Raw genomic sequence first — 24465 nt, 5'->3', positions numbered from 1 at the left:
GACTGCCTCAGATCACGTCGAGCGCGAGCGACAGGCCCGAGAGGAAGGCGTCTTCCACGCGATGGCCGGTGCACCAATCGCCCGCAATGCCGATGCGGGCCTTGGCGTCCCACAGATGGGTGGTGCCCACGGGCACCTGGGTCTGGGCTTCGTTCCAGCAGATGGCCTGGGCGTGGGCCGGCGTGGCGTGGATGCCGGTGATCTCGGCGAAGGCGCGCAGCAGCTTGGCTTCCACGCGCGAGGGCGCGTCGCGCAGATGCTCTTGCGACCAGGTGGCGCTGGCCTGCAGCGTCCAGCGCTCGACGGGCTCGCGCCCGGGCTTGGACGACTCGCGCGCCAGCCAGGCCACGCGATGGTGCGTGCTGCGCGCCGCGTTCCACTGCGGGCCGAGGTGCGACATATTGGGCTGGTTGGCCTGGGGGAAGGCGATCATCAGCGTCCAGCAGGGCGCGATGCGCACGGGTTCGATCTTGCGGGCCAGTGTGGCCGAGAGCTTGCCCTCGCCCAGCAGCGCACGGGCGCCGGCCGGCGGCACCGCGAGCAGCACGGCGTCGAAGCCCGAATACACATGCTGCGAATCGTCGGCACCGGCGGTGCGCAGCTGCCAGCGCTTCGCGTCGAGCGCATCGGGCTCGATATTCGTGACGCGCGTGCCGGTGACCAGGCTGTTGCCCAGCGGCGCCGCCCAGCGGGCTACCAGCGAATCCATGCCCGGCTGGGCCACCCAGTGCGGCTCGAGGGAAGGCAGCGCAGCCTCGGCCACGCGGCCGTGCGCATCGAGCACGCGCACGAGGTTGGCGCTCCAGCGCTTGCACACGCCAGGGGCGTTCTCCAGCGCCAGGGCAAAGCGCGGATCACGCACGGTGAAATATTGGGCGCCGCTGTCGAAGCGGCCGAAGGCGGTGTCCACGCTCGCCATGCGTCCGCCGGCGGCGTCGTTGCGCTCGAACAGCGTGACCTTGTGGCCGGCCTGGACCAGCGTTCGCGCACAGGCCACCCCGGCGATGCCGGCGCCGACGACGGCGAAGTGGCGGGAGGGGCGCGGCTGGCCAGGGCCGGCTGGGGTTCGGTGGCGGTCGGCGGCGGCCTTGGCCGGCTTCTTTGCAGTTGCGCGAGTGCTCATGAACGGCTCTTTTCTTCTGGATGGAATGCGGATGGATGTGTCTGCACTCTACATCGGTCCGGCAGCCGCTCCGCCTGAGGGCACACCCTTAGCGGCGCGGCGCGATCCTCGGCAATACTCGTCGGCCCCACGCCGGTTTTCTAGCGGCCTCGATGCCGTTCGAGCAGCGCGCGCCGCGTGCCTTCGTGCTCGAACTGCGCGAGCCACCATTCGAGCGCGCGTCCCGGCTTGCCGGCGCTTGGCACGCGCCAGGCGCAGTGCATCGATCCCATCGGCGGCTTGCGCTCCGTCTGCAGCTCGACCAGGTGCCCGGCCTCGATGTACGGCCGCGCCATCGGCTCCGGCAGGAAGCCGCCTCCCAGGCCGTGCAGCTGCGCGGCGATCTTGGCCTGCATGCTCGGCACGGTGAGCACGTCCTGCCCACCGACGAGGTTCACCGTCATGCTCGGCCCGTGGCGCGCCGAATCGGCCGCCGCCACCGCGCGGTACCGGCGCATCACGGCGTCGGTCAACGGCTGGGTTTCGCGCGCCAGCGGGTGGTGCGGCGCCACAGCGTAGACGAAGCACAGCTCGCCGATCAGCCGGCTGCGGATGCCGGTGGCGCTGAAGGCCAGGCTCGCGGCATCGAGCACCGCGCCGATGGCGAGGTCGGCCTCGCCGGTGGTCAGTGCCTCGATGGTGCCCAGCAGGGTTTCGTCGCGCAGCTTCAGCCGCGTGGGCGGTTCCAGCGCGAAGAAGGCGGTGGCCAGGTCGAGAAGCGGGTCGCGCGCGATCACGCTGTCGACCGAGATGGTCAGCATCGCCTCCCAGCCGGTGGCCACGCGCTTCACGCGGTTGGCCACCGCGTCTATCTCGCCCAGCAGCCGCTCGGCTTCGCGCAGCAGCTCGGCGCCGGCCTCGGTCATGCGGGCCTGGCGGGTGCTGCGGTCGAACAGCAGCACGTCGAGCGCGTCCTCGATCTGGCGCACCCGGTAGCTCAGCGCGCTGGGCACCAGGTTCAGGGCGCGGGCGGCGGCGGCGAAGCTGCCGGTGGCGGCCACCGCCTGGAGCATGGCGAGGGCGTCGGGGGTCAGCACGTCTCTGGGGCTGGGCATGGCGGCTCCATTGATCAAAATATTTGAATGGTGCCATCAAACCGCGGCGTCTTTCGGACGGGGGCCGCGTCCCAAAATTCTTCACATCCGCTGCGCATCCGGCGCGGCATACGAAGAAGGCCCGCACACCCCACAGGGGCAGGGCAGAAGGAGTCAGACGATGTTGCAAGTCCGTAAATCACAGGAACGCGGTTATGCCGACCATGGCTGGCTGCGCTCCTTCCACAGCTTTTCCTTCGCCAACTATTACGACCCGGCCCACATGGGCTTCGGCAACCTGCGCGTGATCAACGAAGACCGCGTGGCGGCGGGCGCCGGCTTCGGCACCCACGGCCACAAGGACATGGAGATCATCAGCTACGTGCTCTCGGGCGAACTGGCGCACAAGGACAGCATGGGCAACGTGGAGAGCATTCCTCCGGGCGACGTCCAGCGCATGAGCGCGGGCCGCGGCGTGATGCACAGCGAGTTCAACCACAAGGCCGACCAGACCACGCACTTCCTGCAGATCTGGATCCTGCCGAAGGTGCGAGGCATCGAGCCCGGCTACGAGCAGAAGAAGTTCAGCGACGACGAGAAGCGCGGCAAGCTGCGCCTGGTGGCCTCGCCCGAAGGCAGCGAAGGCTCGGTGCAGGTGAATGCCGACGCAAGCCTGTACGCCGGCCTCTTCGACGGCGACGAGAAGGCCAGCCTCTCGCTCGACCCGAAGCGCAAGAGCTACGTGCACCTGGTGCGCGGCGAGCTCGAAGTGAACGGCCAGAAGCTCGTGGGCGGCGACGCCGCGATGCTCGAAGGCGAATCGCAGGTGACGCTGGCCGGCGGCAAGGACGCCGAAGTGCTGGTGTTCGACCTGGCCGCCTGATCTTTTCCCCTTGCCGGGCGCTTGCCGCCCGGCTTTTTTCACCCGTGTCTTTTCAATCCAAGCAACAACCGAGGAGTTTTCAACCATGGCAACCGCAAACACCGCACCGAACCCCGCACAGGACACCCTGGCCCTCATCGGCCGCATCCTGATCGCCTACCTGTTCATCCCGGCCGGCATCGGCAAGCTGATGGGCTTCGGCGGCACCGTCGGCTACATCACGTCCGTCGGCCTGCCGCTGCCCGAAGTGGGCGCGGTCATCGCGATCGTCGTGGAACTGGGCCTGGGCATCGCGCTGCTGCTGGGCTTCAAGACCCGCTGGACGGCGATCGCGATGGCGATCTTCACCGTCGCTGCCGCGCTGTTCTTCCACAAGTACTGGTCGGCCCCCGATGCGATGAAGATGATGCAGCAGATCAACTTCAACAAGAACATCGCGATCGCCGGCGGTCTGCTCGCACTCGCCGCCTTCGGCCCCGGCCGCTTCAGCATCGACAAGCGCTGATCCGGCACCCTTTCTGTCACACATCATCAACCTGCTCAGGAGCATAGAAAAAATGGCAAACATCGTCGTCGTCTTCCATTCCGGCTACGGCCACACCCAACGCGTGGCGCAGGCCGTCGCCGATGGCGCGGGTGCGCAGCTGCTCGCCATCGACGCGGACGGCAACCTGCCCGAAGGCGGCTGGGAGCTGCTGGCCGCGGCCGACGCGATCGTCTTCGGTTCGCCGACCTACATGGGCGGCGTGAGCTGGCAGTTCAAGAAGTTCGCCGACGCCTCGTCGAAGGTCTGGTTCACGCAGGGCTGGAAGGACAAGCTCTTCGCCGGCTTCACCAACAGCGCCACCATGAACGGCGACAAGGTCACGACGCTGAACTACCTCTGGACGCTGGCGATGCAGCACAGCGGCATCTGGGTCAGCATGGGCATCCTGCCGAGCAACAACAAGGCAGCCACGCGCGATGCGCTGAACTACGTGGGCGGCTACGGCGGCCTGCTGACGCAGTCGCCTTCGGACGCCAGCCCGGCGGAGATGTTCAAGGGCGATTTCGACACCGCCCGCGCCTTCGGCGAGCGCATCGCCACGGTGGCAAGATCGCGGGGCTAGAGCTCGCCCCCAGGCTTCGCGCAGCCCGCCCCCTTCGCCGGGGGCGACACCTGCGGCCCGACCCCGCCGGTCCTGCGGTGTCCCGCGAACGGGCCGTCATGAGCGAAGCCGATCCATAACCCACGGAGAAACACGATGACCGACGCCACCCCCGAAACCCGACTGCTCAAGCCGCACGACAAGGACCTCGGAGGCGGCTTCAAGGTCAGGCGCCTGCTGCCCGCGGCGCAGCAGCGCTCGGTCGGCCCCTTCGTGTTCTTCGACCATTTCGGCCCGGCCACCGAGCAGCCGGGCACCGAGCACGACGTGCGCCCGCATCCGCACATCGGGCTTTCGACCGTCACCTATCTCTTCAAGGGCGCGATGATGCATCGCGACAGCCTCGGCAGCGTGCAGGAGATCCTGCCCGGCGCCATCAACTGGATGACCGCCGGCCGCGGCATCGTGCACTCCGAACGCAAGCCCGAGCGCCTGAAGGCCGACACCTACGTGAACCACGGCCTGCAGCTGTGGGCCGCGCTGCCGCAGGCGCACGAAGAGGTCGAGCCCAGCTTCGAGCACACCCCTGCTGACGCGATTCCCGAACTGACGGAGCAGGGCGCTGCGGTGCGCGTTCTGGTGGGCGAGGCCTTCGGCGCCCGCTCGCCGGTGAAGACGCTTTCGCAGACCGTGTACCTCGACATCGCGCTGCCGGCAGGCGGGCGCTTCGAGCTGCCCGCGCTGGCGCCCGAGCTGGCCGTCTACGCGGTCGATGCCGACCTCGCGGCGAACGGCGAGCCGGTCGAGGTCCACACCATGGCCGTGCTGCCGCTCGGGCAGGGTGGCACCATTACGGCCGACGCCGCCGTGCGCCTCGTGGTGATCGGCGGCGAGCCGCTGGACGGCCCGCGCTACATCACCTGGAACTTCGTCTCCAGCAGCCGCGAGCGCATCCTCGAAGCCGGCGCCGACTGGGCAGCACAACGCATGGGCCATGTGCCGGGCGAGACCGAGTTCATCCCGCTGCCCGGCAAGCCCTTCGGCGTGCGCGAGCCCGATACGGGCACCACGCCGGTCTGAGCCGTCTGTGCCGCCCGGCGGCGCGCCGGTTACTTGCCGCCGATCGACACGCTCTCGGCAGGCGGTGCGCCCTCGGGCGCCTTCGGCAGGTCGAGCATGGCCTTGCGGCTGCCGCGGCCGCGCCATGCGGAGTAGCTAACGCCCAGCAGCAGCAGCGCGCACAGGCCGATGAAGGTGGCGCTGATCGGCCGCGTCACGAACACCGACATGTCGCCGCGCGACAGCAGCAGGGCGCGGCGGAAGTTCTCCTCCACCATCGGCCCGAGCACGAAGCCCAGCAGGATCGGCGCGACCGAGAACTCCAGCGTCATCAGCACTGCGCCGACGATGCCGAACACCAGCACCTCCCAGATCTGGAACAGGCTGTTCTGCGTGCTGTACACGCCGGTCGCAATGAAGAACATCGCGGCCGGGAACAGATACTTGTAGGGCACCTTCAGGAGCTTCACCCACACGCCGATCATCGGGACGTTCAGGATCACGAGGATCACGTTGCCGATCCAGAACGAGGCGATCAGGCCCCAGAAGATGTCCGGGTGCTCGGTGATGAGCTGCGGACCGGGCTGGATGCCCTGGATCAGCAGCGCACCGAGGATCAGCGCCATGACTGCGTCGCCGGGAATGCCCAGGCTCATCGTCGGAATGAAGTCGACCTGCGTCTTCGAGTGAGCCGAAGCCTCGGGGCCGGCCACGCCTTCGATCATGCCGGTGCCGAACCTGTTGGGCGTCTTCGACACCTTTCGCTCCAGCGCGTAGGCGATGAACGTGGTGATGGTCGGGCCCGTGCCGGGCATAGCACCGAACACCGTGCCGACGATGGTGCCGCGGATCATCGCGGGGAAGGCGCGCTTGAGCTCTTCCTTGCTCGGGCGCATGTCGCTGAGCTTGAGGGTGCCGGTGTCGCCGATGGCTTTCATGCGGTTCACGTTGAGCAGGAAGTCGGCCACGCCGAACAGGCCCATCGAGATCGCCACGAGTTCGAGGCCGTCGCTCAGCTCGGGCAGCCCGAAGGCGAAGCGGAAGCTGCCACTGTTCACGTCGGTGCCGACCACGCCGCACAGCAGGCCGAAGAGCGTCATCGCCACGCCCTTGAGCGGCGAGCCGCGCGACATGGTGGAGCCGGCCAGCAGGCCCAGCAGCATGATCGAGAAGATCTCGGTCGGGCCGAACTTGAACGCGATCTGCACCAAGAGCGGCGAGGCGAAGATCATCACGATGATGCCGACCGAGGCCGCGAGGAACGAGGCGATCATCGTCACCCCGAGCGCGACCCCGCCCTTGCCCTGCTTGGTCATCGGGTACCCGTCGAGACAGGTCACCGCATGCGGCGGGTGCGAGGGCATGTTCATCAGGATGGCGCCGATGGCGCCGCCGTACTGCGAGCCGTAGAAGATGCCGGCCAGCATCAGGATGGCAGGCACCGGATGCATCACGTAGGTGAGCGGCAGCAGGATCGAGATGGCCTGCAGCGCGCCCATGCCCGGCAGCACGCCGATCAGGTTGCCCACCAGCACGCCGAAGAAGGACCACATCAGGTTCGAGCCCTGGAAGGCCACGCCGAAGCCGTACCAGAGGTCGTGGAGCGATTGACCGATCATGGCTTCAGCCTCCCCACTGGAACAGGGGCAGCTGCAGCTTCAGCGCCCACCAGAAGACCACTACCGCGATGAAGCACATCGCGAGCGAGAGCAGCAGCGCCTCGGTCAGCGTGTTGTCGCGGTCGCCCAGCGCCGAGATGAACACGATCGCGAAGGTCGCGGGCAGCAGCCCGCCGTATTCGCCGAAGAGCAGGAAGGCGAGGATGCCGAGGATGATGCAGACGCCGCCGCGCAGGTCGGGCATGCCGCCCGGGTGGCCGTGCGAGGCCGCTTCCTCGCTTGCGACTTCGGTGGATTTGTCGCCGCGCGCGGAGACCGCGATGAGCAGGCCGGTGAGTGCCAGCAGCGCGCCGAGCGCGACGGGGAAGAAGCCCGGCCCCATGTGCGCGAGCTCGCCCACGCGGTAGCCGACGCCGGCATACACGGCTGCCAGCCCGACGACGATCAGCAGTGCGCCGCCGTAGTAGTCTTTCTTGAATTTCGAAGCGGGCCGGGGCGCGTGCGAGGCCGGATCTTCACCGAGCTGGTGCTGCATAAATCTCCTTCGTCTTGAAGGAGGGCAGTCTAGGAATCGGGGCTTTCAGTCCCCTTTCGGGAGAGGCTCTTGCAGCCCTGCGCGCCTCAAAATACGTGTAATCACGTACCGGCCCATCCGGTGAAACCCTTGCAAAAAGCGGATCCCGATGCGGGGCTCGCGCGATGTTCAGGAAGCGTGCAGCGGCAACCTCAGCGTCGCGCGCAATCCGCCACCGTTGGGACGCTCGGGCGTGTCGGCATTCGAGAGTTCGATCTCGCCGCCGTTGCGCCGCGCGTAGCCGCGCGCGATGGCGAGGCCCAGGCCCGCGCCTTGCGCCGGACCGGTGGTGGTGGAGCTGTCGCGATGGAAGCGCTCGAACACGCTCTCGCGCCGCTCGGGCGCGATGCCGGGTCCGCTGTCGCACACCTCGGCCAGCGCATGCGTGGCGTCGCGCCGCACGGTCACGGTGATGTTGCCCCCGCGCGGCGTGTACTTGATGGCGTTGTGCACGAGGTTGGAAAGCACCTCGTGCAGCTCGGCCGCGTCGGCTGCCACGGGCAGCACGGGCGGGTCGCCTTCGTCGTCGGCCGATTCGTCCGTGCCGATGTCGCCGCGCGCATCGACCCAGCCGAGGTCCTGGTCGTTCTCGCGCGCGAGCGGCAGGTACTGCAGCACCACGTCGCGCGCGACGGCGTTGAGGTCTGCCACCGCGGCGCCGGCCGGCGCGGCTTCGTCTCCGGCGGTGGCATGGGCCAGCGCCAGCAACTGCTCGCTCAGGCGGCGCGTGCGCGCGAGTTGGGCGACGATGGCGTGCAGCGATTCGCGCATGCGCGCCGGGTCGGTCTCGCGCACCGCGTAGCCGGCCTGGATCGACAGGATGCTCAGTGGCGTGCGCAGCTGGTGCGAGGCGTCGGCGAGGAACTGCGACTGCTCGGCCACCATGCGCCGGTGGCCCGAGATGTGGTGGTTGACCGCGTCCACCAGCGGCGCCACCTCGCGCGGCACGCCGCTGGCGTCCAGTGGCGTGAGGTCGTCGCGCTGGCGCTCGCGCAGCGAGCGGCGCAGGCGCTCCAGCGGGCGCAGCGTCCACGCCACGCCCAGCCACACCAGCAGCGCGGTCACCAGCACCATGCGCGTGTCGCGCAGCACCTCCTGGCGCAGCGTCTCGGCCTGTGCCCGGGCGCGCGGGCCGGTGCCCTCGGCCGCCTGGATCAGCACGCTGTAGGCGATGCCGGGATGGGCGTTGTCGTACACCGTCTGCCGCAGCGCGGCCACGCGTACCGGATGGCCCTCGTGCTGCGCGTCGTAGAACACCGGCGTGCCGTCGGGCGGGCGCTGCGCCGGGCGCGGCAGGGCGGGCACGCCCATGAGGGTGGTCTCGGGCGAGTTCACGTCGAGCGTCTCGCCCTTGGGAATGCGCTGCACGCCGACGTGCAGGTACTTGTAGCGCAGCCGCGTGGACTCGAACATCGCCTGGATCGAGAAGGGCTCCTGCACGCGCACGCTGCCGTCGCTGGCCACCACGATGCCGTTGGCCAGCGCCTGCACCGGCTCCAGCAGGCTCTGGTCGTAGGCGACTACGAGCGAGTCCGTCAGCGCGCGGTAATCGTTCCAGCTGTCGAGTGCGAGCAGCGCGACGATGCCGGGCAGCAGCAGCGCGAGCAGGCGCGCGCGGATGCCGAAGCGCCGCGGCTGCTGTGCCTCAGTCGCCTTCGCCGGGGAGTGGGGTGCTGGCCGGGGCTGTGGATCCATCGGCGATGCTCTCCAGCATGTAGCCCAGGCCGCGCACGGTGACGATGCGCACGTCGCTGTCGGCGAGCTTGCGCCGCAGCCGGTGCAGCACCACCTCGATGGCGTCGGGGCCGGCGGTGCTGTCGTTGGTGAACACCTTGGCGAAGAGCTGCGACTTGCCCACCGGCGAGCCGCTGCGCAGCAGCAGGGCGGTGAGCGCGGCCTGCTCGCGCGGGGTGAGCGACAGCAGCGTGCCGCGCAGCGTGAAGGCGCGGCTCTGGCTGTCGTAGGAGAGAGAGGCGCACTGCAGGCGCGGGTGCTGCTTGCCGCGGCTGCGCCGCACCAGCGCCGCGAGCCGTGCCTCGAGCTCTTCCAGCTCGAAGGGCTTGGTGAGGAAGTCGTCGGCTCCGAGGTTCAGGCCGCGCACCCGGTCCTGCAGCGCGCCCTGCGCGGTGAGGATCAGCACCGGCGTGCGGTCGTCGGCGGCCCGCATGTCGGCCAGCACGCTCAGGCCGTGCTTGTCTGGCAGGCGCAGGTCGAGAACGATGGCGTCGTATTCGGTGCCGGCCATAAAGGCCTCGGCCGTGCGCGCGTCGGGCGCGTGGTCGGGCACGAAGCCGCTCTGCGTGAGCGCCCGGACCAGCCACGAGGCCATGTCCAGTTCGTCTTCCACCAGGAGGATGCGCATGGGGCCTGTCGCGTGCTGCGTTGTTGTTGCAGGCTTTACTGCTTGATGGCGAGGTCGGGGTCTTCGGACGCGCGGGCGCTGGCGCGTGCCGAGCGCGCGCTCAGGTCGGGCGCCAGGGCCTCGCGGCCGTCGAAGACGAAGCAGTCGCCCTTGTAGTGTGCGCCGCCGACTTCCTCGAAGTACTTGAGGATGCCGCCTTCGAGCTGCAGCACGTTCTCGACGCCTTCCTCGTGCATCAGGATGGCCGCCTTCTCGCAGCGGATGCCGCCGGTGCAGAAGCTCACCACCGTCTTGCCCTTGAACTCGTCGCGGTGCGCGCGCAGGGCGGGCGGGAATTCGGTGAACTTGCCGATGCGCCAGTCGATGGCGCCCTCGAAGCTGCCGTAGTCGACCTCGAAGGCGTTGCGGGTGTCCAGCAGGGCGATCTCGCGGCCCCCGTCGTCATGGCCCTGGTCGAGCCAACGCTTGAGCGTGGCGGCGTCCACGCCGGGCGCGCGGCCGGCGGCGGGGCGGATGGCGGGGTGGTCCATGCGGATGATCTCGCGCTTGAGCTTCACCAGCATGCGGCGGAAGGGCTGCGTGGCGGACCAGCTTTCCTTGGCCTCCAGGTCGGCGAAGCGGGCGTCGGCGCGCAGGTGGGCCAGGAAGGCCCGCACGTTGTCGGCCGCTCCGGCCAGGAACATGTTGATACCTTCGGGTGCCACCAGGATGGTGCCCATGAGCCCCAGGGCCTGGGTGCTGGCACGCAGGTCTTCACGCAGCGCGGGGCTGTCGTCGATGGCCACGAACTTGTAGGCCGCGATATTCAAAATCTCTTGCACGGGGCGGGATTTTAGGTGCCGGCGGAATATCGCCCGGGTGCGGGGCCTCTGCCGGGGCAATTTCAGGGATTGCCAACCCACATCGTGGAGGGGCTGCTTTCTACAATGGAAGCATGTTTGTTCACCTGCGCCTGCACACCGAGTTTTCCGTCGTCGACGGCACCAATCGAATCGACGATGTCGTCAAGGCCGCCGCTGCCGACAAGCAGCCCGCACTGGCCATCACCGACCTGAACAACCTGTTCGGGGCCGTCAAGTTCTACAAGCAGGGCCGGGGCAAGGGCGTCAAGCCCGTCATCGGCGCCGAGGCCTTCGTGGACGGACTGGGCAAGGAGCCCGGCGCGCTCACCCGCATCGTGCTGCTGGTGCAGAACATGGAGGGCTACCTCAACCTGTCCGAGCTGCTGGCGCGGGCATGGACGCAGAACGTGGGCCGCGGCCAGTCGCAGGCGGCCTGCAAGCTCGAATGGCTGCAGGAGCTTTCGGGCGGGCTGATCGCGCTGTCGGGCGCGCAGGCGGGCCCGCTGGGGCAGCCGCTGCTGCAGGGGCAGGGCGAACGGGCGGCCGAGCTGGCGCTGCAGCTGGCGGGCATCTTCCCGCACCGCTTCTACATCGAGCTGCAGCGCGCGGGCCGTCCCGAGGACGAGCCGCACGTGGTTGCCGCCGTGCAACTCGCGGCCCGGCTGCACCTGCCGGTGGTCGCCACGCACCCGGTGCAGTTCGCCGCCCGCGAGGACTACGAGGCGCACGAGGCGCGCGTGTGCATCTCCGAAGGCGAGATCCTCGGCAATCCGCGTCGGGTGCGCCGCTTCACCGAGGAGCAGTATTTCAAGTCGACCGCCGAGATGGAGGCGCTCTTCGCCGACGTGCCCAGCGCGCTGGCCAACACGGTCGAGATCGCCAAGCGCTGCAACCTCACGCTGGTGCTGGGCAAGCCGCAGCTGCCGGACTTCCCGACGCCCTTCATCGCCGAAGGCGTGCGCATGCCCATCGACGACTTCTTCCGCCAGGAATCGTTCGAGGGCCTGGAGCTGCGCCTGAAGCACCTCTACCCCGACGAAGCCAGGCGCGACGCCGAGCGCCCGCGATACGTCGAGCGGCTCGAGTTCGAGATCAAGACGATCCTGAACATGGGGTTCCCCGGCTACTTCCTGATCGTGGGCGACTTCATCCAGTGGGCCAAGAACAACGGCTGCCCGGTGGGCCCGGGCCGGGGCTCGGGCGCCGGCTCGCTCGTGGCCTACGCGCTGAAGATCACCGACCTCGACCCGCTCGAATACAAGCTGCTGTTCGAACGCTTTCTGAACCCCGAGCGCGTCTCGATGCCCGACTTCGACATCGACTTCTGCCAGGGCAACCGCGACCGCGTCATCGACTACGTGAAGGACAAGTACGGCCGCAACGCCGTGAGCCAGATCGCCACCTTCGGCACCATGGCCGCGCGCGCGGCCATCCGCGACGTGGGCCGCGTGCTCGACATGAGCTACATGTTCTGCGACGGCATCAGCAAGCTGATCCCGAACAAGCCCGGCATGTCGGTCACGCTGCAGTACCCGCCGGAGAAGAAGATCGAGGGCGACAAGAACAACTACGCCATCGAGATGGAGCCGCAGCTCGCGGAGCGCATCGAGAAGGAAGAAGAAGTCAGGATGCTGGTCGAGCTCGCGCAGAAGCTCGAAGGCATGACCCGCAACATCGGCATGCACGCCGGCGGCGTGCTCATCGCGCCGGGCAAGCTCACCGACTTCTGCCCGCTCTACCAGCAGCCCGGCAGCGAATCGGCCGTGAGCCAGTACGACAAGGACGACGTGGAGGCCATCGGCCTCGTGAAGTTCGACTTCCTGGGCCTGGCGACGCTCACAATCCTGGAGATCGCGCGCGAGTTCATCATGAAGCGCCACAAGGGCCAGGAGAACTTCGCGTTCGAGAACATCCCGCTGAACGACGCGGCCACCTACCGGCTCTTCTCCGACGGCAAGACCGAGGCCGTGTTCCAGTTTGAAAGCCGCGGCATGCAGGGCATGCTGAAGGACGCGCGTCCCACGCGCCTGGAAGACCTGATCGCGCTGAACGCGCTGTACCGCCCGGGCCCGATGGACCTGATTCCCAGCTTCGTGGCGCGAAAGCACGGCCGCGAAGAGGTGGAGTACCCGCACCCGGCGGTGGCCGAGATGCTCTCCGAGACCTACGGGATCATGGTCTACCAGGAGCAGGTGATGCAGACGGCGCAGATTCTGGGCGGCTACTCGCTCGGCGGCGCCGACCTGCTGCGCCGCGCGATGGGCAAGAAGAAGCTCGAGGAGATGGCCGAGCACCGCGAGAAATTCCGCGCGGGCGCCCTCAAGACGCACGGCATCGAGCAGGACAAGGCCGACGAGATCTTCGACTTGATGGAGAAGTTCGCGGGCTACGGCTTCAACAAGTCGCACGCCGCCGCCTACTCGCTGCTGGCGTACCACACGGGCTGGCTCAAGGTTCACTACACGGCCGAGTTCTTCTGCGCCAACATGACCGTGGAAATGGACGACACGGACAAGCTCAAGCTGCTGTTCGAGGACGCCCAGAAGAACTTCGGCATCACCTTCGAGCCGCCGGACGTGAACCGCGGCAACTACCGCTTCGAGCCGGTCACCAACAAGGTGATCCGCTACGGCCTGGGCGCCGTCAAGGGCACCGGCCAGCTCGCGGTCGAGGCCGTGGTGCGCGCACGGGAGGAGGGCGGGCCGTTCAAGAGCCTGTACGACTTCTGCGTGCGCATCGACCGCCAGCGCATCAACAAGCGCACGGTGGAAGCGCTGATCAAGGCCGGCGCCTTCGACGCCATCCAGCAGAACCGCGCGGCGCTGGTCGCCTCGCTCGACCGCGCCTTCGAATTCGCCAACGCCACGGCGGCCAACGCCTCGCAGGTCGACATCTTCGGCGACTCCGAGCACGGTTCCGCCACTGCCGAGCCCGACCTGGTCGACGCCACGCCCTGGGGCGTGAAGGAGCGCCTGACGCTGGAGAAGACGGCCATCGGCTTCTATCTCTCGGGCCACCTGTTCGACGAGGTTTCGCACGAGGTGCGGCGCTTCTGCAAGCGCGAGATCGCCGACCTGCTCGACAGCCGCGACCAGCAGGTCATTGCCGGCATCGTGAGCGACTTCCGCGTCATCAACGGCCAGCGCGGCCGGCTGGCGATCTTCAAGCTCGACGACAAGTCCGATTCCATCGAGGCCACGGCCGACGAGGCGCTGATCAACGCCAACCGCAACACGCTGAAGGACGACGAGCTCGTCATCGTCAGCGGCCGGCTGCAGCCCGCGCGCGGCGGCTTCGAGGCGCGCTTCCAGGTGCAGCAGGTGTGGGACCTGGCCTCGGCGCGCTGCCGCTTCGGCAAGTTCCTGCGCGTGGCGGTCAACGGCAAGGCGCCCGACATCGCGCGCCTCTTGAAAGACTTTCCGCCGCGCACCGAGCAGACCGAGGTGGGCGACCTGATCCAGGGGCTGCCGGTGCGGCTTTCGATGGCGCGCTCGGGTGCGCAGGTCGAGCTGCAGCTGGGCGACCGCGCGAAGTTCTTCCCGACCGACGCGGCGCTGGCCAGCTGGACCGCGCAGGCCGAGGCGGGCAAGGCGCTGATCGTCTACGACTGATTTCTGCCGGCGCGGTGACAAGTGCCCGGCGGGCGTGGGCTCTTTGAGGCCCTCGCTACGATGCCTCCAGCCTTTCAGTCGAGAGGCACAAGGAGGATCCCGTCATGAAGAAACAGTCTCTCGTCATCGCATTGGCACTGGCGTTGCCCCTGGCATTGCCGCTTGCCGCATCGGCCCAGTACACCGGCCCGAGCACCCAGCCGGCCGCCGGAGCCGGCGCGTCGGGCACGCCGTACGCCGGCCCGAGCACCGTGCCGGCGATGAGCGTCAAGCAGCTGATCGACACCGGCAAGGACGACCAGTACGCCACGCTGCGCGGCTTCATCGTGTCGCACGACGGCGGAGAGCACTACACCTTCGCCGACGAAACCGGCCGCATCAAGGTGGAGATCGACGCCAAGCATTTCCCGCCGGGCGTGAAGATCGACGACAAGGTGCGCGTCGAGCTCACGGGCGAGTTCGACAAGGACCTGATCGGCAGCAAGGTCGAGCTCGACGTGAAGCGCCTCGCCGTGCTGCGCTGAGCCCCGGGCCGGCCTGGCGGCCTCAGTGCGCCATCGACGCCACGGCGAGGTCGGGCACCACGTTCATGATGCGCAGCGTCTGCTGCACCACCTGGCTGAACACCGGCGCGGCCACGAGGCCACCGAAGTACTTGCCGGCGCTGGGCTCGTCGACCATCACCGCGACGATGATGCGCGGCTTGTCGATGGGCGACATGCCCGTGTACCAGGCGCGGTACTTGTTGCTCGCGTAGCCCTTGCCCACCTGCTTGTGCGCAGTGCCGGTCTTGCCGCCCACCGAGTAGCCCACCGTCTGGGCCAGCGGCGCGGTGCCGCCGGGCGCGGCGGCCATGTGCATCATCTGGCGTACCTCGCTGGCTACCAGCGGCGAGAACACCTGCACGCCGGCGGGCTCCTCCCCTCGGTTCTTCAGCAGGCTGATGGGGATCACCTCTCCGTCGTGCGCGAAGGCCGTGTACGCGTGCGCGATCTGGAAGAGCGAGGCCGACAGCCCGTATCCGTACGACATGGTCGCCTGCTCGATGGGCCGCCACGACTTCCACGGCCGCAGCCTGCCGGTGACCGCGCCGGGGAAGGGCGTCTGCGGCTTCTGGCCGAGGCCCACGGCGGTGAGCGAGTTCCACATCTCCTGCGCCGACATGCGCTGCGAGATCTTGGTGGCTCCGACATTGCTCGACTTCTGGATCACGCCCTCGACTGTGAGCACGCCGAAGTTCTCGTCGTCGTGGATGGTCGCGCCCGAGACGGTGATGCGCCCGGGGTTGGTGTCGATGATGGTCTTGGGCGTGACGCGGCCCAGCTGCAGCGCGGTGGCGACGGTGATGGGCTTCATCGTCGAGCCGGGCTCGAACACGTCGGTCATGGCGCGGTTGCGCAACTGCTCGCCGGTGAGGCTGCGGCGGTCGTTCGGGTCGTAGCTCGGATAGTTGGCCATGGCCAGCAGTTCGCCGGTCTGCGCGTCGACCACCACCACGCTGCCGGCGCGCGCCTTGTTGGCGACCACGGCATCGCGGATCTTCTCGTAGGCCACGAACTGCACCTGGTCGTCGATGCTCAGCTGGATGTCGTGTCCCGGCGTGGGCGGCACCTGGTCTTCCGTGTCCTCGATGATGTGGCCCAGCCGGTCCTTCAGCACGTGGCGCGAGCCGGCCTTGCCGGCCAGGTCGTGGTCGAAGGCCAGCTCGATGCCTTCCTGGCCCACGTCTTCCACGTTGGTGAAGCCCGCCAGATGCGCCGCCGCTTCGCCCTCGGGGTACTGGCGGCGGTAGTCGCGGCGCAGGTAGACGCCCTTGATGTTCAACGCGGCAACCTGCCTGGCGATGGGCTCGTCGACCTGGCGCTTGATCCAGACGAAGCTCTTGTCCTCGTCCTCCAGCTTCTTGTCGAAGTCCTTCTGCGGCATGCCGAGAAGCTTCGCGGCCTGCCTGAGCTTTTCCTGCGTGGCCGGATCGTCGCGCTCGATGTCTTCCGGAATGGCCCAGATGCTGGGAGCCGGAATGTCAGATGCCAGGATCAGCCCGTTGCGGTCGAGGATGCGGCCGCGGTTGGCCGGCAGCTCCAGCGTACGCTGGTAGCGGACCTCGCCCTGGTGCTGGAAGAAGTCGTTGGCGAAGATCTGGACGTAGGCGGCGCGTCCGGCCAGCAGCAGGAAGCCGAAGGCGACGCTGGCCACGATGAACTTGCTGCGCCACACGGGAGTGGGGCTGGCGAGCAGGGGACTGCTGCCATAGCGGATGCGGCCGTTGGGGGTCATGAGCCCTGATTATCGAGTTCCGGGTGACGTGAAAGTCACCCGGAAGGGCCCCGTTTTCTTAGCTGCGCGTTAGGCGCGCGAGGAAGGAAATCAGCGCTTGGGCCGCAGCGTGACGATCAGCGACGGGAAGATGCGCCCGTCGGTGTCGCGCGGCAGCTTGTCGGTCTTGCGCAGGCCGCGTTCGGCAGCGTCGTCCCAACCCGGCAGGCCGCTCGACTTGCTGAGCTTCACGCCGACGATGGTGCCGTCGGGCGCAAGGCTCACCTCGAACTCGGCGGCCGGATTGCCGTTCACTGTGTCGGCATCGGGGAAGGTGATGTTCGGCCGCACCGCTGCGGCGATGCGGCCGGCATAACCGCTCGACGGGCCCGAGGAGCGCAGCGCCGTGCCCTTCGAATCGTCGGCGCCGCTGGCGCCCGCGAGACCCTGCATCCGCTTGAGCGCGGCGGCGCGGTCCGCGGCCGCCTGCTTCGCAGCAGCCTCGGCCTTCTTCTGCTCGGCTTGCTTGGCTTCGGCTTCCTGCTGCTTCTTCTGCTCGGCCAGCTTCTTCTGCTGTTCCTTTTTGCGCTCGGCCTCGTCCTCTGCGCGCTGCCTGGCTTCCAGCTCTTTCTTCTTCTGCTGTTGCTGGCGTTCGAGCTCGCGCTCCTGCTGTTCCTTCTGCTCCTTGAGCTTCTTCTCACGCTCGAGGGCGATGTCGGGGGCCTTGGGCGCAGGGGCGGGCTCGGGCGCCTTCGCAGCCGGAGGAGGCGGCGGCGCAGGAGCGGGCGGCGGCGGCGCGGGAACCGGGGTGGGTGCCGGCGGCGCCTGCAGGCGAGGCGCTGCCTGCTGCACCGTGGACGACCACAGCTCCGCGTCCACGGCGCCCTCGTCGGCGTCGCTGCGCCAGCGCACGCCCCAGGTCAGCGCCGCGATCAGCAGGCCGTGGGCAATGAGCGCCAGTACCAGTGCACGCCCGGTGCCGCGCTGCGGCGGCGGTGCGAACTCGGGGCGATCCAGTGCGAGCGACATGCCTTACTTGCCGCCCGTGGTCGTGACCGACAGGCCCACGCGCTCGATGCCGCTGCGCTTGAGCTGGTTCATCGCCTTCACGACGGTCTCGTACTTCACGGCCTTGTCGGCGCTGATGACCACCGGTCGCTGGTCGTCGCCGCCCTGGGCCTGCTTGGCGGCCGAGCCGATCTGGGCCATGGGGATCGAGGTGCCGCCCGTGCCGGTGGACGGGTCCTTCTTGATCTGCACTTCGTCTTCGCTCTTGATGACGATCTCGATCGGCTTGTCGGGCTGCTTGCTGGCGCGGTCGACCGAGGGCAGGTTGATCACGCTCGGCGTGATGAGCGGCGCGGTGACCATGAAGATGATCAGCAGCACCAGCATCACGTCGATGAACGGGACCATGTTGATCTCGTTGATCGTCCGGCGGCCGACGGCCCCGGGATGAAACGGCGGGCATGCGCTGCGCCTCCGTTCAGCGGTTGGCCGGAGCCACCGAGGAGCCCGCGCCGCCGCCCGCGGCCGGGTTGGCCGACAGGTTGCGCTGCAGGATGTTGGAGAACTCCTCGATGTAGGTCTCGAGGGCGATGGCGATCTTGTCGATCTCGCGGGCGAAGCGGTTGTAGCCCACGACCGCCGGAATGGCGGCGAAGAGGCCGATGGCCGTGGCCACCAGCGCCTCGGCGATGCCGGGGGCCACGGTGGCCAGCGTCACCTGCGCCAGCGCGGCCAGGCCGGTGAAGGCGTGCATGATGCCCCAGACCGTGCCGAACAGGCCGACGTACGGAGAGACGGAGCCGACGGTCGCCAGGAACGAGAGGTTCTGCTCGGCCGCATCCAGCTCGCGCTGGAAGCTCGCGCGCATTGCGCGGCGGGCGCCGTCGAGCAACGTGCCGGCGTCGGTGACGTGGCGCTCGCGCAGCTTCTGGTACTCGCGCATGCCCGAGGCGAAGATGCGCTCCATGGGGCCGGCGAACTTGGCGTTCTGCGCGGCCGAGGCGAACAGTTCGTTGAGGCTGGTGCCCGACCAGAACTCGCGCTCGAAGTCCTCGTTGAGGGCGCGCATGCGCCGAAGCGCGAAGTACTTGCGGATGATCGCGGCCCAGCTTGCGATCGAGACGATCACCAGCAGTGCCACCACCAGTTGAACCACGAAGCTCGCATGGAGCAGGAGATTGATGATGGAAAGGTCTTGGTTCATGGCTTGAAAGTTTGAGTCATGGAGCCGCTGTAGCGCTCTAGGGTTCCCGTCACCTGTTTCGGAATGCGTGCGGGCCGCAACGTGGCCGCGTCCACCCATCCGATGCGGATCGTGCCTTCGCACAGCAAGACTGGTTCGGAGGCCCCCGTTCGTTCCTGCTCTGTTTTCGATAGCACGCGCTGTCCGATTATCAATGACGCGGTGCCCAATTGTTTGAGATCGGCAGTCACGAGCAGCTCGTCGTCCAGCCGCGAGGGCCGATGGTATTTGAGCTGCGTCTCGCTCACCACGAACTGGCCGCCGGTTTCGTCGCGCAGCTTGCGCTGTTCCACGCCCAGCGAGCGCAGCCATTCGGTGCGGCCGCGTTCCATGAATTTCAGGTAGTTGGCGTAGAACACGATGCCGCCGGCGTCGGTGTCTTCCCAGTAGACGCGGATCGGAAACGCGTAGCTCATCGGTCCCGGTTCTCTGCCATCGCCCGCAGGCGCTCGATGGACTCCTGCAGGTGCGCCATCGAGCTGGCGGTGGAGAAGCGGACGAACTTCGCCGTCTCGGCAGTGCCGAAGTCGCGCCCCGGCGTGACGGCGACGTGCGCGCGCTTCATGGTCTCGAAGGCGAAGTCCCAGCTGCCCGAGATGCCGAGCTTCCCGGCGAAGGCGGTGCAGTCGGCCCAGGCGTAGAAGGCGCCGTCGGGCACCACGGGCACGTTCAGGCCCAGCGCATTGAGCTGCGGAATGAACCAGTCGCGGCGCGCCTTGAACTCGGCGCGGCGGCGTTCGTACTCGGCGATGCTCTCGTCCTCGAAGCAGGCGAGCGCCGCGTACTGCGACACGGTGCTCGCGCAGATGAACAGGTTCTGCGCCAGCCGCTCGACCACCGGCACCAGCACTTCGGGCACCACCAGCCAGCCCAGGCGCCAGCCGGTCATGTTGAAGTACTTGCTGAAGCTGTTGATGCTGATGACGTTCTCGTCGATGGCCAGCGCCGTCTGCCCGAAGGCATCGTCGTAGGAGAGGCCCAGGTAGATCTCGTCGATCAGCGTGATGCCGCCGCGCTTCGACACCACCTCGTGGATGCGGCGAAGCTCGTCGGGCGCGATCGAAGTGCCGGTCGGATTCGAGGGCGACGCGAGCAGCACGCCGCGCGTCTTGTCGGTCCAGGCGGCCTCGACCTTGGCGGCCGTGAGCTGGAAACGCTCCTCGGCTGTGGTCGGCAGCAGCACTGCCTTGCCTTCGGCAGCGCTCACGAAGTGGCGGTTGCACGGATAGCTCGGGTCGGGCATCAGGATCTCGTCACCCGATTCGATCAGCGCCAGGCAGGCCAGTTGCAGCGCGGCCGAGGCACCGGCCGTGACGACGATGCGGCGCGCCGGCACGTCCACGTTGAAGCGCTGGCGGTACCAGGCGCTGATGCGTTCGCGAAGATGGTCGAGGCCGGTGGCCTGCGTGTACTGCGTGGCGCCGGCACGCACCGCGCGGGCGGCGGCTTCCTGGACCAGCGGCGGGGCGGTGAAGTCGGGCTCGCCGATGTTCAGGAAGATCATCGGCCGGTCGGTGTGGGCGACCTCGCGGGCGAGCACGCCGGCCGCCTTGGCCACTTCCATCACGTAGAAGGGCTCGATGCGCTGCGCGCGCGTGGAAATTCTCATCGCACCCCCAGGCTGCGGCGCCGTGCGCCCTCGGTCGGCCGAGCGGTGCCGCTCATGCCCTTGCTTTTCCGGAAGCCCGGTCGGCTTCCACTTCGAGCGGGCGAAGCTGCGGCGCCAGGCCGTTGAGCACGGCATTCACGTACTTGTGGCCGTCGGTGCCGCCGAATTCCTTGGCGAGCTCGATGCACTCGTTGAGCACCACGCGCCAGGGCACGTCGGGGCAGTTCTGGAATTCGTAGACGCCGATCCACATCACGGCGTGCTCGATGGGCGAGATTTCCTCGAACTTGCGGTCGAGCAGCGGGCGGATCAGTGCGTCGAGCTGCTCGGCACCTTCGATGGAGCCGTGCAGTAGCGCGTCGTAATGCAGCGCGTCGGCCTTGTGGAAGCCGGCGAGGTCGCGCGTGAAGTGGTCGATGTCGGTCGGGTCGTTGCGGCCCACCAGGTGCTGGTAGAGCGCCTGCAGCGCGAATTCGCGCGCACGGGTGCGGTTCGACTTGGCCGCGGCCTTGCGCACGCCGGTGCTGGTGAGGCCCACGCGGGACTGCTTGGGCTTTTCGCCGGCGGCCTTCAGGGCCTTGAGGGACTTGGAGCGGTCTTCGGTCATGAAAGGGTGGCCAGCAGTTGCGCCATTTCGACAGCCACGCGGGCAGCGTCGCGGCCCTTGTCGGTCTGGCGGGCGACGGCCTGTTCGAGGTTTTCGGTGGTGAGGATCGCGTTGGCGATGGGCAGGCGGTAGTCGAGGGCAACGCGGCTCACGCTGGAGCCCGACTCGTTGGCCACGAGCTCGAAGTGGTAGGTCTCGCCGCGGATGATGCAGCCCAGCGCCACCAGCGCGTGATAGCCGCCGCGCTCGGCGAGCGCCTGCAGCGCCACGGGCACTTCGAGCGCGCCAGGCACCTGCAGGTGGTGGATGTCGCTGGCGGCCACGCCCAGCGCCTCTAGCTCCGAGAGGCAGGCCGAGGCCAGCGCGTCGGTGATATCGGCGTTGAAGCGCGCCTGCACGATGCCGATGCGCAGGCCCTTTCCGTTCAGCGGCTTCGCGTCCGCTCCCTTGTTTGCACCTTGCATGGTCTTCAGTCTTTCGTGAGGTAGCCGGCGATCTCGAGGCCGTAGCCCGCTGCCATGCTGGGCATGCGCCGCGGCGTGCCCAGCAGGTTCATCTTGTGCACGCCGCATTCGCGCAGGATCTGCGCGCCGATGCCGTAGCTGCGCAGGTCCATGCGGCCGCGCTCGGGTGCCTGCGCGGGGCGGGCGGTGCCGTCGAACTGCGCGAGCAGCTCGCCGGCGGTCTCGCCGCAGTTCAGCAGCACGGCCACGCCCTTGCCCTCGTTCGCGATGTGCGAGAGGCTGGCGTCCAGGCTCCAGGAGTGCAGCGAGCGGTTGATCTCGAGCGCGTCGAGCACCGACAGCGGCTCGTGCACGCGCACCGACACCGTCTCTTCGGGCGCCCACTTGCCGCGCACCAGCGCGAGGTGCACACCGTGGCTGGGCTTGTCGAGGAAGGCGTGGGCGGTGAAGCTGCCCCAGGCGGTCTGGATCTCGCGGCAGCCGACCTTCTCGACCAGCGATTCGACGCGGCTGCGGTGCTCGATGAGCGCGGCGATGGTGCCGATCTTCAGGCCGTGCTCGGCCGCGAAGACCTGCAGGTCGGGCAGGCGGGCCATGGTGCCGTCTTCGTTCATCACCTCGCAGATCACCGAGGCGGGCGAGCAGCCGGCCATGGCGGCAAGGTCGCAGCCGGCTTCGGTATGGCCGGCGCGCATCAGCACGCCGCCGTCCACCGCCTGCAGCGGGAAGATGTGGCCGGGCTGCACCAGGTCGGCGGCCACGGCGTTGGGCGCCACGGCAGCCTGCACCGTGCGCGCGCGGTCGGCAGCGGAGATGCCGGTGGTCACGCCCTCGGCCGCCTCGATGGACACGGTAAAGGCGGTGGAGTGCTTGGCGCCGTTGCGCTGGACCATCGGCGGCAGTTGCAGCCGCTCGCACATCTCGCGCGAGAGCGTCAGGCAGATCAGGCCGCGCGCATGGCGGGCCATGAAGTTGATCGCCTCGGGCGTGATGTGGTCGGCCGCGATGACGATGTCGCCTTCGTTCTCGCGGTCTTCCTCGTCGACCAGGATCACCATGCGGCCGGCTGCGAGCTCGGCCACGATCTCTTCGACCGAGGAGATCGGGGCTGGTGCGCGCGCGGCGCGGGAAGCGGCGCCGATCGGCGTGACGGAGGCGTTCATTTGGAGATGTCCTTGGATGGAGTCGGTGCGAGCACGCCCGCCTGGAGCATGCGCTCCACGTAGCGCGCCACGGTGTCGATTTCGAGGTTGACCTTCGAGCCGGCCTTCAGGCCGCCCAGCGAAGTGTTCTCGACGGTGTGCGGGATCAGGTTGATGCTGATCTCCGCGCCGCCGACGATGTCCTCGACGCTGTTGACCGTGAGGCTCACGCCGTTGACGGTGATCGAACCCTTGTAGGCGAGGAAGCGGGCCAGCTCGGGCGGAGCGACTACGCGCAGTTCCCAGCTTTCGCCGACCGGCTCGAACTTGCTGACGCTGCCGATGCCGTCGACGTGGCCCGAGACGATGTGGCCGCCGAGGCGGTCGCTCGCGCGCAGGGCCTTCTCGAGGTTGATGCGGCTGCCTTCGTCGGTCAGGCCCGCGGTCTTGTCGAGCGATTCGGCCGAGATGTCGATGGTGAACTGCTGGCGCTCGGGAGCGAGCGTGGTGACTGTCATGCACGCGCCGTTGAGCGCGATGCTGTCGCCGAGACCGACGTCGTCGAGATAGCCGTCAGGCACCTCGATGCTGAGTCTTTTGCCGTAGGAGGAGGTGGTGCCGAGGTCGTGGATGGCGGCGATGCGCCCCACGCCGGTGATGATTCCGGTGAACATCCCGGCATTTTCGCAGAGAACGAAGGGGCTACGCGGCGGGCGGGCTAGAAGGCATCCCTTCCGGCAATCCTGGCGACGATGCGCAGGTCGGGGCCGATCTGCTCGAGACCTCGGAATTCGAGGGGCAGGGCGCCCGCCAATTCGGTCAGCGGGCCGCTGGCGTGAATACCGGAGGCGATATCGAGCCCGTCGCCGATCAATTTCGGCGCCAGATAGACCAGCAATTCATCGACCAGGCCTTCGCGAAGCAGCGAGCCATTGAGCTTGTGGCCGGACTCGACGTGCAATTCATTGACCTCGCGGCGGGCAAGATCCTTCAGCATCGCCGCCAGGTCGACCTTGCCCTGCGCATTGGGCAGGCAGGTGACCGTGGCGCCGCGCGCCTCGAGGGCGGCGGCTTTCCGTTCATCCTGCACCGCCGCGTAGATCCAGACTGCGCGGCCGGGCATGAAGAGCTTCGCGCCCGGGGGGGTCTGGAGCTGGCTGTCGACCACCACCACGCGCGGCTGCCGTGTGGTCTGCACGAGGCGAACGTCGAGCCTGGGGTCGTCCTCCATCACGGTGCCCACGCCGGTCAGCACCGCGCTCGCGCGCGCCCGCCAGGCGTGGCCGTCCGCGCGTGCGAGCTCGGACGTGATCCACTGGCTCACGCCGTTGCGCAGGCCGGTCTTGCCGTCGAGCGAGGCCGCGACCTTGAGCCGCACCCACGGCGTCTTGCGGATCATGCGACTGAAGAAGCCGAGGTTGAGCTCCCGCGCTTCATCCGCGCCGGGCCCGACCTCGACTTCGACCCCGGCGGCGCGCAGCCGCTCGAAGCCCTGGCCGGCGACCAGCGGATTGGGGTCGGCCATGGCCGCCACCACCCGGCCCACGCCGGCCGCCACCAGCGCATCGCAGCACGGGCCGGTGCGGCCGTGGTGGGAGCAGGGCTCCAGCGTGACCCAGGCAGTTGCCCCGGCAACCGAATTGCCCCGCGCCGCTGCATCGCGCAGCGCCATGACCTCGGCGTGCGGCCCGCCGACCTGCTGGGTGTGGCCCTGGCCGATCACCGTGCCGTCGGGTGCCACCAGCACGCAGCCCACTCGAGGATTCGGATCGGTTTCCGCGCCGGCCTGGCGCGCCAGATTCAGCGCCTGGATCATGAAATTCGGATTTTCTTTTGTCATTCTTTTGTCAATTCAAATGCGTTGCAAATGTCAATTCGAAATCAGTCGAAAACAATTCTCCG

The 24465-nt window shown here is 68.3% G+C and carries 23 protein-coding genes and 1 pseudogene; 6 read left to right on the top strand and 18 right to left on the bottom strand.

Going from position 1 to position 24465, the window contains the following annotated elements; genetic code table 11:
• Nucleotides 1-7 precede the first annotated feature (7 nt).
• A complete protein-coding gene (locus ACHMXA_RS20765; RefSeq protein WP_176666731.1) occupies nucleotides 8-1123 on the bottom strand; it encodes an NAD(P)/FAD-dependent oxidoreductase in 1116 nt (371 codons plus the stop codon).
• Between the two features lie 140 nt (nucleotides 1124-1263).
• Nucleotides 1264-2217, bottom strand: coding sequence for a LysR substrate-binding domain-containing protein (locus ACHMXA_RS20760; RefSeq protein ID WP_176666730.1), 954 nt, complete (start codon nucleotides 2215-2217; stop codon nucleotides 1264-1266).
• 160 nt (nucleotides 2218-2377) lie between these two features.
• Between ACHMXA_RS20760 and ACHMXA_RS20755 the strand changes: the two genes are divergently transcribed.
• The 4 genes from ACHMXA_RS20755 (at nucleotide 2378) to ACHMXA_RS20740 (ending at nucleotide 5247) form a co-directional block, all read left to right on the top strand.
• Nucleotides 2378-3079: a pirin family protein gene (locus tag ACHMXA_RS20755; protein WP_176666729.1), complete on the top strand. Its 702-nt coding sequence runs from the start codon at nucleotides 2378-2380 to the stop codon at nucleotides 3077-3079.
• A gap of 85 nt (nucleotides 3080-3164) precedes the next feature.
• A complete protein-coding gene (locus tag ACHMXA_RS20750; RefSeq protein WP_176666728.1) occupies nucleotides 3165-3584 on the top strand; it encodes a DoxX family protein in 420 nt (139 codons plus the stop codon).
• A gap of 52 nt (nucleotides 3585-3636) precedes the next feature.
• Complete coding sequence (locus ACHMXA_RS20745) at nucleotides 3637-4188, top strand: flavodoxin family protein (protein WP_176666727.1); 552 nt, start codon at nucleotides 3637-3639, stop codon at nucleotides 4186-4188.
• Nucleotides 4189-4323: 135 nt separating this feature from the next.
• Entirely contained in the window at nucleotides 4324-5247 is a 924-nt protein-coding gene (locus ACHMXA_RS20740) for a pirin family protein (RefSeq protein ID WP_395316288.1), read from the top strand.
• Between the two features lie 29 nt (nucleotides 5248-5276).
• Here the strand turns inward: ACHMXA_RS20740 and ACHMXA_RS20735 are convergent, their stop codons facing one another.
• The 5 genes from ACHMXA_RS20735 to ACHMXA_RS20715 all read right to left on the bottom strand — a co-directional run bounded on the left by ACHMXA_RS20735 (nucleotide 5277) and on the right by ACHMXA_RS20715 (nucleotide 10602).
• Nucleotides 5277-6845, bottom strand: a complete 1569-nt coding sequence (locus ACHMXA_RS20735) for a tripartite tricarboxylate transporter permease (RefSeq protein WP_176666725.1) — start codon at nucleotides 6843-6845, stop codon at nucleotides 5277-5279.
• A gap of 4 nt (nucleotides 6846-6849) precedes the next feature.
• Nucleotides 6850-7380, bottom strand: coding sequence for a tripartite tricarboxylate transporter TctB family protein (locus ACHMXA_RS20730; protein WP_176666724.1), 531 nt, complete (start codon nucleotides 7378-7380; stop codon nucleotides 6850-6852).
• A gap of 168 nt (nucleotides 7381-7548) precedes the next feature.
• Complete coding sequence (locus ACHMXA_RS20725) at nucleotides 7549-9114, bottom strand: sensor histidine kinase (protein WP_176666723.1); 1566 nt, start codon at nucleotides 9112-9114, stop codon at nucleotides 7549-7551.
• Nucleotides 9065-9781, bottom strand: coding sequence for a response regulator (locus tag ACHMXA_RS20720; protein WP_176666722.1), 717 nt, complete (start codon nucleotides 9779-9781; stop codon nucleotides 9065-9067). The genes ACHMXA_RS20725 and ACHMXA_RS20720 overlap by 50 nt, the downstream gene beginning before the upstream one ends.
• Nucleotides 9782-9816: 35 nt before the next feature.
• The gene (locus ACHMXA_RS20715) at nucleotides 9817-10602 is read right to left on the bottom strand and encodes a sulfurtransferase (RefSeq protein WP_176666721.1); all 786 of its coding nucleotides are present in this window, start codon (nucleotides 10600-10602) and stop codon (nucleotides 9817-9819) included.
• Nucleotides 10603-10715: 113 nt separating this feature from the next.
• On the opposite strand from ACHMXA_RS20715, the gene dnaE reads away from it, so the two are divergent.
• Both dnaE and ACHMXA_RS20705 read left to right on the top strand, forming a co-directional pair.
• Nucleotides 10716-14234 (top strand): DNA polymerase III subunit alpha, encoded by a 3519-nt coding sequence (gene dnaE / locus ACHMXA_RS20710; protein WP_176666720.1) that lies wholly within the window; start codon nucleotides 10716-10718, stop codon nucleotides 14232-14234.
• Nucleotides 14235-14338: 104 nt separating this feature from the next.
• Nucleotides 14339-14758: a YgiW/YdeI family stress tolerance OB fold protein gene (locus ACHMXA_RS20705; RefSeq protein WP_395316287.1), complete on the top strand. Its 420-nt coding sequence runs from the start codon at nucleotides 14339-14341 to the stop codon at nucleotides 14756-14758.
• A gap of 22 nt (nucleotides 14759-14780) precedes the next feature.
• Here the strand turns inward: ACHMXA_RS20705 and ACHMXA_RS20700 are convergent, their stop codons facing one another.
• From ACHMXA_RS20700 to ribD, 11 genes and pseudogenes are all read right to left on the bottom strand, one after another.
• Nucleotides 14781-16511, bottom strand: a complete 1731-nt coding sequence (locus ACHMXA_RS20700) for a penicillin-binding protein 2 (RefSeq protein WP_176666718.1) — start codon at nucleotides 16509-16511, stop codon at nucleotides 14781-14783.
• Nucleotides 16512-16601: 90 nt separating this feature from the next.
• The gene (locus ACHMXA_RS20695) at nucleotides 16602-17519 is read right to left on the bottom strand and encodes a cell envelope integrity protein TolA (protein ID WP_176666717.1); all 918 of its coding nucleotides are present in this window, start codon (nucleotides 17517-17519) and stop codon (nucleotides 16602-16604) included.
• A 3-nt stretch (nucleotides 17520-17522) separates the two neighbouring features.
• Nucleotides 17523-17961: pseudogene (locus ACHMXA_RS20690) on the bottom strand (ExbD/TolR family protein).
• Nucleotides 17962-17976: 15 nt separating this feature from the next.
• Nucleotides 17977-18702 (bottom strand): protein TolQ, encoded by a 726-nt coding sequence (gene tolQ, locus ACHMXA_RS20685; protein ID WP_176666716.1) that lies wholly within the window; start codon nucleotides 18700-18702, stop codon nucleotides 17977-17979.
• On the bottom strand, nucleotides 18699-19157 hold the full coding sequence (locus ACHMXA_RS20680) for a YbgC/FadM family acyl-CoA thioesterase (protein WP_176666715.1): 459 nt from the start codon (nucleotides 19155-19157) through the stop codon (nucleotides 18699-18701). The genes tolQ and ACHMXA_RS20680 overlap by 4 nt, the downstream gene beginning before the upstream one ends.
• Nucleotides 19154-20350 (bottom strand): pyridoxal phosphate-dependent aminotransferase, encoded by a 1197-nt coding sequence (locus ACHMXA_RS20675; protein WP_176666714.1) that lies wholly within the window; start codon nucleotides 20348-20350, stop codon nucleotides 19154-19156. The genes ACHMXA_RS20680 and ACHMXA_RS20675 overlap by 4 nt, the downstream gene beginning before the upstream one ends.
• Before the next feature lie 52 nt (nucleotides 20351-20402).
• Entirely contained in the window at nucleotides 20403-20957 is a 555-nt protein-coding gene (nusB, locus tag ACHMXA_RS20670) for a transcription antitermination factor NusB (RefSeq protein WP_093202799.1), read from the bottom strand.
• Nucleotides 20954-21421: a 6,7-dimethyl-8-ribityllumazine synthase gene (gene ribH, locus ACHMXA_RS20665; RefSeq protein WP_176666713.1), complete on the bottom strand. Its 468-nt coding sequence runs from the start codon at nucleotides 21419-21421 to the stop codon at nucleotides 20954-20956. The genes nusB and ribH overlap by 4 nt, the downstream gene beginning before the upstream one ends.
• 5 nt (nucleotides 21422-21426) lie before the next feature.
• Nucleotides 21427-22584, bottom strand: a complete 1158-nt coding sequence (gene ribBA / locus ACHMXA_RS20660) for a bifunctional 3,4-dihydroxy-2-butanone-4-phosphate synthase/GTP cyclohydrolase II (protein ID WP_176666712.1) — start codon at nucleotides 22582-22584, stop codon at nucleotides 21427-21429.
• The gene (locus ACHMXA_RS20655; RefSeq protein WP_176666711.1) at nucleotides 22581-23237 is read right to left on the bottom strand and encodes a riboflavin synthase; all 657 of its coding nucleotides are present in this window, start codon (nucleotides 23235-23237) and stop codon (nucleotides 22581-22583) included. Before ACHMXA_RS20655 ends, ribBA begins: the two co-directional genes overlap by 4 nt.
• A gap of 44 nt (nucleotides 23238-23281) precedes the next feature.
• Nucleotides 23282-24403: a bifunctional diaminohydroxyphosphoribosylaminopyrimidine deaminase/5-amino-6-(5-phosphoribosylamino)uracil reductase RibD gene (gene ribD / locus ACHMXA_RS20650; RefSeq protein WP_176666710.1), complete on the bottom strand. Its 1122-nt coding sequence runs from the start codon at nucleotides 24401-24403 to the stop codon at nucleotides 23282-23284.
• Between the last annotated feature and the right edge of the window lie 62 nt (nucleotides 24404-24465).

The sequence above is a fragment of the Variovorax sp. UC74_104 genome, from assembly GCF_044055375.1.
Taxonomy (GTDB): domain Bacteria; phylum Pseudomonadota; class Gammaproteobacteria; order Burkholderiales; family Burkholderiaceae_C; genus Variovorax.
Note: the sequence above shows the minus strand (reverse complement) of the source record. Positions and strands in the feature narration are given on the sequence as shown.

Coding starts and splice junctions, on each gene's coding strand:
- ACHMXA_RS20765 (WP_176666731.1), bottom strand. CDS start 1,123: ATGAGCACTCGCGCAACTGCAAAGAAGCCGGCCAAGGCCGCCGCCGAC.
- ACHMXA_RS20760 (WP_176666730.1), bottom strand. CDS start 2,217: ATGCCCAGCCCCAGAGACGTGCTGACCCCCGACGCCCTCGCCATGCTC.
- ACHMXA_RS20755 (WP_176666729.1), top strand. CDS start 2,378: ATGTTGCAAGTCCGTAAATCACAGGAACGCGGTTATGCCGACCATGGC.
- ACHMXA_RS20750 (WP_176666728.1), top strand. CDS start 3,165: ATGGCAACCGCAAACACCGCACCGAACCCCGCACAGGACACCCTGGCC.
- ACHMXA_RS20745 (WP_176666727.1), top strand. CDS start 3,637: ATGGCAAACATCGTCGTCGTCTTCCATTCCGGCTACGGCCACACCCAA.
- ACHMXA_RS20740 (WP_395316288.1), top strand. CDS start 4,324: ATGACCGACGCCACCCCCGAAACCCGACTGCTCAAGCCGCACGACAAG.
- ACHMXA_RS20735 (WP_176666725.1), bottom strand. CDS start 6,845: ATGATCGGTCAATCGCTCCACGACCTCTGGTACGGCTTCGGCGTGGCC.
- ACHMXA_RS20730 (WP_176666724.1), bottom strand. CDS start 7,380: ATGCAGCACCAGCTCGGTGAAGATCCGGCCTCGCACGCGCCCCGGCCC.
- ACHMXA_RS20725 (WP_176666723.1), bottom strand. CDS start 9,114: ATGGATCCACAGCCCCGGCCAGCACCCCACTCCCCGGCGAAGGCGACT.
- ACHMXA_RS20720 (WP_176666722.1), bottom strand. CDS start 9,781: ATGCGCATCCTCCTGGTGGAAGACGAACTGGACATGGCCTCGTGGCTG.
- dnaE (WP_176666720.1), top strand. CDS start 10,716: ATGTTTGTTCACCTGCGCCTGCACACCGAGTTTTCCGTCGTCGACGGC.
- ACHMXA_RS20705 (WP_395316287.1), top strand. CDS start 14,339: ATGAAGAAACAGTCTCTCGTCATCGCATTGGCACTGGCGTTGCCCCTG.
- ACHMXA_RS20700 (WP_176666718.1), bottom strand. CDS start 16,511: ATGACCCCCAACGGCCGCATCCGCTATGGCAGCAGTCCCCTGCTCGCC.
- ACHMXA_RS20695 (WP_176666717.1), bottom strand. CDS start 17,519: ATGTCGCTCGCACTGGATCGCCCCGAGTTCGCACCGCCGCCGCAGCGC.
- tolQ (WP_176666716.1), bottom strand. CDS start 18,702: ATGAACCAAGACCTTTCCATCATCAATCTCCTGCTCCATGCGAGCTTC.
- ACHMXA_RS20680 (WP_176666715.1), bottom strand. CDS start 19,157: ATGAGCTACGCGTTTCCGATCCGCGTCTACTGGGAAGACACCGACGCC.
- ACHMXA_RS20675 (WP_176666714.1), bottom strand. CDS start 20,350: ATGAGAATTTCCACGCGCGCGCAGCGCATCGAGCCCTTCTACGTGATG.
- nusB (WP_093202799.1), bottom strand. CDS start 20,957: ATGACCGAAGACCGCTCCAAGTCCCTCAAGGCCCTGAAGGCCGCCGGC.
- ribH (WP_176666713.1), bottom strand. CDS start 21,421: ATGCAAGGTGCAAACAAGGGAGCGGACGCGAAGCCGCTGAACGGAAAG.
- ribBA (WP_176666712.1), bottom strand. CDS start 22,584: ATGAACGCCTCCGTCACGCCGATCGGCGCCGCTTCCCGCGCCGCGCGC.
- ACHMXA_RS20655 (WP_176666711.1), bottom strand. CDS start 23,237: ATGTTCACCGGAATCATCACCGGCGTGGGGCGCATCGCCGCCATCCAC.
- ribD (WP_176666710.1), bottom strand. CDS start 24,403: ATGACAAAAGAAAATCCGAATTTCATGATCCAGGCGCTGAATCTGGCG.